The following is a 5,159-nucleotide window of genomic DNA, read 5'->3' as shown; positions in this document are numbered from 1 at the left end:
GCGCTCGACCGCCTGGTACCTCAAGCCGCAGGCGACCTTCTCCGACTGCCTGGCGCTGGTGCGCCGCACCATTTGGGCGGAGGGGGAATGACGTCAACTCGCTTGCGGAGCAGGATCAGGTGGTCATGTCCCGCCCAGACTGGGAGCGCGTGCTCGCGCAGTTGGCCGCGACCGCCTGAGCGGCCTCGCGCGGCGCTCCGTGCCGCCGCGCCGCGGCCGCCCGCGGGCCTGACGGGTTGGTTTCGTGGTCCCCCAGGGTCCGCCGTGCGGACCCTCACCCCGCGATTGCCGGTCGCGGCTGGCACGATCAAGGCATTCAAATCATGGGGCTCAACCCCATTGAAGCGGACTCGTAGTGGGTGCTCCCCCACGAGGCCGGGGGAGACAGTAAGCGGTATCAAAAAGGTGATCAATGGCCTCCAGTCAAATACTTGGAAGTCAATGCTCGATCCACCGGCGATGTCAACATCCGTACGGAAGCGACTTATGGTTTCTGGTTTTCAGTGAGTTGGAGTTGGATTGGACCTAAGCGCCCCTCCAAGTCGGTCAAGCGGGCCTGGAGGGTCTCGAACTTAGCAACTCTGCTTTCAAGTTTGGAAACCCTGGCTTGATTGGTCGCGGCAGCCACTTTGTACGCGGCAAGTTCCTTCTGCTGTGCCGTCAGTTGCGCCTGTTGCTCCTTGAGTGCTTCGACCAGTACGCCGGTGAGGGCCGCGTAGTTTATCGCATCGACCTCACCATTCTCGACATTGCGCTGAACCACCTCGGGAAAGACCTGCGCAACTTCTTCGGCGATGAGCCCAATGGATGGAAGGCCATTCTCTTTCCATTTGAATCGCACCCCCCGCAGTTTGTCGAGTGAACGGTTCGCCTCGGTGATCGTTTCAACGTCGGTCTTGTAACGAATCGAGCTGGTTGCGTTGATCGACAACGCGGTCAGATTGCGCGGGAAATTCACATCGCCGTTGGTCTTGATTGTCATCCGACGACTGCCCGCACCACTCACGGCGCTTCCCAAGTCGTTGATAATCAATTCGCCGTTATTACGAGCGGAGGCGTTAACGCCGACCACAAAGCCCTTCCAGATATCGTTGAAATTGGCAGCGGCCGTGCGGACCAGAATAAAAGCGCTGCTGTCGATGTTTCGGTCCATGCGAAATGTCGCGTTTGGACCCTGGAGGTGAAGCTGACGGACCGGCGTGTCGATACCTATGCCGATGTTTCCGCTATCGCTGATCCGGAAGGCGTCCGCGGCCTGGAGTAAACCGGGGATTGTCGCGACAGCCGTGATCATCACGGCTGCAGCGGTTCTTCTGCAAAAGCTGTTCCGGTTGAAAACATCTGCGTCTTGGGTCATCGAAGTGTCCTCATGAGGTTGCGCCAAGGGTGAATGCCTGTCACCAATGATGACGGGATGTCGGTGGATCCGACTCCCTTCTGCGGGAGGTTCTTGGAAGTCAGTGAACGTCATACTCCAGTTAGAAAGCGTCTTATAGAGCCATGGCAGCCGAAAGGGTTCGGCAGCGGCGCGATTCGGCAAACTGTGTCAAGTATAGTTTGCGGGTTCTGGTTTGGCTATGGCCCGACGATTCTGTGGGCAGCCATGGCAAAACCACCTCGGTTGCACATCGTTGCACATCGTTGCACATCGGCCCGGAGACGGCCGTCAGCGCCGGGGACAGGTGCAGCGTGAGAGACACAGAAAGTTTATAAGAGCTAAGCATTAATGAAATGACATTGGCACGATTCCTCAGCTCCGGTGGGTAGGACCATGCCCCGCAATTCGCAGATTATGAGGGGTTGGGCGACACGCTTCAAAGTCCACCACACGGGCGATGGGGTAGCGGCGAGTATGCAACGCCATGACTTTGATCGGGAAGGCGGCCAAGGCCTGGGAATGACCGGTCGCGTAAGTCACTAACCCCCGCAGGTCACTGAAAAGACCATGGACCCGCTCCGTAAAGCGGAGAACCAGCGTCAACCCCAGGAATTCTGGATGCCCCCGGCGCGTTCGCCGGGGGGCGGGGGTCGTCAAGGTGCGGCTGGCAGGTCCCGCAGCGGATTGGGTACGACGACCGGGTCACTCAGACCGGGAAGATCCCACGCCACCTGAGTGTCATCCGTGCTGAAGCGCGGGCGCGCGTCTTCGCTGGCGGCAGCGAGTGCCGCAGGGCAGCTTTGGCGCTGGCCCCGGCGGTGGTCGCGGTCGTAGAGGTGTACTTGGCAAGCTACCACGCCGGAGGTTGGGCGCGTTTCCAGGTAAGCGACAAAGCGGCCATCGGCGCTGATCGCCGGGTGGTGATTGTCCAGGGGCGCGCCGTCGGGATCCTGGGCCAGACTGAGGGTTTCCGGCATGGCTGCGCCCCACAGACGATCGGCCAGAACCTGCCGCTTGCCGTTTGCGTCCGGTTGGTCATAAAGCAGATCCTGGCCGGCGGCACCGAGCGCGGGGTGGGCCGAGGACTGATCGGTGCTCAGGGTGAGGCGCCGGGTCGCACCAAAAGGGACCTCGTGCAGGAAGATGTCGGTAGCGCCATTCGTGTCGTCCGCGACCAGATCGTCGGCGTCGCTCTGGAACACGACCCAGTCGCCCAGTGCATCCGCGGCGGGATAACGGCTGGGGCCGTTGCCGGCTCGGCCCCGCGGGGTGCGACTGAGCAGCGTGAGGATCCCGGCGGGGAGGTCGAGGCGGTAGATGTCGCTGGTGCCGTTACCGTCCGCGCGGTCGACCGCCTGCGCGGTCTCGAGCAGTAACCACTGGCCCTGAGGATCGAGCAGGGCCTGGCCGATGGCGGCGCGGTCGACGCCGTGAGCGCTGAGTTGTTCCTGGAGCCAGGCGGGCAGGTCATCCGCGCGGGCAATGGATAGCGGGGCAGCGAGGGGCTCCGCCGCCAGGAACGGTGTGGGGGCAGTCTTGGCCGCCGCCGGCACGGTGGCGGACGCGGGGCAGGTGACCGCCTCGGCGCGGACCTGGAAGTGGGCACCGGCGGCGACCCGGAAGCCCGGGCCGAAGCGCTGCACGGGGGCGCGGAAGGTGACATTGGCACCCGCCAGCACCTGCACGGCACCGGTGGTGGTGAGGCTGTTTCCGGAAGCCCGGCGATGGATACCAGGGCTGAAACTGGTCGCGTTGAGGATCAAAGCGCCGGCCTGACAAAGATTGTTCGAGTCGAAGGTGGCCGTGACGCCCCTGACGGCGGTCATGTCGACAACGCAGTCCCCGGTGCCGGAACACGCATCGCCCCAAACGGCGAAGCTGGACTCGGCGTCCGCACCCGCGGTGAGCTTGACCTGGGTGCCGCTGGTGTAGGACGCGCTGCATTCGCTGCCGCAGGAGATGCCGACCGGATCGGACGTCACGGTCCCCGACCCCGCGCCCAACCGGCTGACGCTGAGGACATAGCTCGGGAGTTCGACCAGGGTGCTCGCCTCGGCGGCGCCCGGTGTCGCCTCGCGATTGCCGGCGTTATCGCGGGCGACGGAGTAGAAGGCGAGGTGCTGGCCATTCCGTGCGGTGTAGGTCGCCGCGGAGGCCGCCGTGGCGGCCAGCCAGGGTTGGAAGGACCCGCCGTCCACCGAAACGAAGAGGTCGTAGCTGCCGACGCCGGAGCCCGCGCCATCCGCCCCGGACCAGGAGACCGCGACGCTGGTCGTGGTACTCACCGTGGGGAGTGCATCCACCGCGCTGGTCGGCGGGTCCGCGTCCAGGGTGACCAGTGCCTCCTTGTTCGGGTCCGTGCCCTTGGACGGGTCGTGCGGATCGACCAGGTTCGTCGCGATCGGCGGCTGCCCGTCGAAGACGATCTGGGCGATGTTGCGGATCGCGGTGCCGGTGGTCAGGGCCGCCTTGGGGCGGACCAGGTAGGCGACATGCCCCTGACCGCGGCCGGTGCCGTCCTCGGGCGGAAGGAAGCCCACGTCCACCGGGGGCGGCAGACCGGTGAGCGGGTCGAGCGACTGGAAGCGTGCATAGACCTCGCCGGTAGTCGGGCGGATGCCGGCCTCGATCTGCACCTCGAAGGTCACGCCGTTGAAGGACATCCGCGCCGTCGTGGTGAAGTGCTGGGTGCCGGGCGGTACCGCGATCAGGTGGTCACCGAAGCCGATCTCGGTCAGCTCAAAGGTGGACCAATCGAAGTTGGCGGCCAGCGGGTTGCTGATCATGACATGGTGGGCCGGCGCGGTGGCGGCAGCGTCGTTTTCGAAGTTGATGCGGTAGGGTAATAACTCCGTGGCTTCGACGTAGTGTTGCGGGCCGTAGCCAGCGGGGCCAATAAGATCATTGGGGTCGACAGGACGGGTGGGTTGTGATGGGCCTGAACCGCCGTCGTTGCAGCCGTCAGAGTTGTTGGATATGTCCAAGAAATCCCTACTCGATGAGCCAGTCTTGATCGGACATGGTGGAGGTGTCGGCGGAGCTGGCGGGGTTCCTTGACACTTCCTTGCATATTCGTCTGCTACAGCCTGCTCACTGCTTGAGCCTGAACATTTCGCGGAAGCAGCATAGGCTGCTGCCTCTTGACAATCGCCCGACATACCAGACCCCAATCCGGAATCGCAGAGCATCTGGTGTACTCTTTCGTGTGCGACAGTACAGCCAAAAGGAAATGTTGGATCGTTCCGATAAATAGGATTGTAATCTGTAAAGGAATACCCGCCATTGGAACAATGGGTGTGACCCGCCTCGCCCGGGGCAAATTCCATATGGAATCCAGATGGATCTATCGCGGACATTGGTGAATTTCTTACGTACTGGTACAAATTTGGTGATCCATCAGAATAGCCGGATGGGTCGCCTGTTATGAAGCGACCGGCGATAGCGTCAAAGTACCGAGCTCGCATAAACAACATTGCAGAACCCTCAGACCTCACGCCGTATTCACCGACATACCTATTGGCGTTGGCTGTAGATTCAACTTGGTAAATCAGCGCACCGAACGGAACATAGACGTAACGATTCTCCGGATTCCCAAACTCATCAACAATTTCGCTCGTGTTTCCGAGGGCATCGAAACTGTAGTAAGTACTTCAAGTGAAATATCTGTAGCCCTCTATCAGCAATGAGCGAATTGGATACTGTACTTTTCGCCTACCGAACCTAGGATATCGCTAAGCGCCTGATCGAGAGATTCCATGTCCCTATAAGCTGCGGATGGCAT

2 protein-coding genes and 1 pseudogene are annotated in these 5,159 nt (G+C 61.9%); all 3 read right to left on the bottom strand.

Annotation, left to right across the window (positions count from 1 at the left end; all coding sequences use genetic code 11):
- Nucleotides 1–484: 484 nt before the first annotated feature.
- Nucleotides 485–1,357, bottom strand: coding sequence for a tail fiber domain-containing protein (locus QZY03_RS03095; RefSeq protein WP_295578211.1), 873 nt, complete (start codon nucleotides 1,355–1,357; stop codon nucleotides 485–487).
- 674 nt (nucleotides 1,358–2,031) lie between these two features.
- The gene (locus QZY03_RS03090; protein WP_295578209.1) at nucleotides 2,032–4,362 is read right to left on the bottom strand and encodes a hypothetical protein; all 2,331 of its coding nucleotides are present in this window, start codon (nucleotides 4,360–4,362) and stop codon (nucleotides 2,032–2,034) included.
- Nucleotides 4,363–4,722: 360 nt separating this feature from the next.
- Nucleotides 4,723–4,986: pseudogene (locus QZY03_RS31950) on the bottom strand (RHS repeat-associated core domain-containing protein); the annotation flags it as partial.
- Nucleotides 4,987–5,159: the final 173 nt, after the last annotated feature.

Source organism: uncultured Lamprocystis sp. (assembly GCF_903933125.1).
Lineage (GTDB): Bacteria > Pseudomonadota > Gammaproteobacteria > Chromatiales > Chromatiaceae > Thiodictyon.
The sequence above is the reverse complement of the archived record's forward strand: the minus strand, read 5'-3'. Positions and strand labels throughout refer to the sequence as shown.

Excerpts from the sequence above, each read along its gene's own strand:
- QZY03_RS03095 (WP_295578211.1), bottom strand. The coding sequence starts at position 1,357 with ATGACCCAAGACGCAGATGTTTTCAACCGGAACAGCTTTTGCAGAAGA.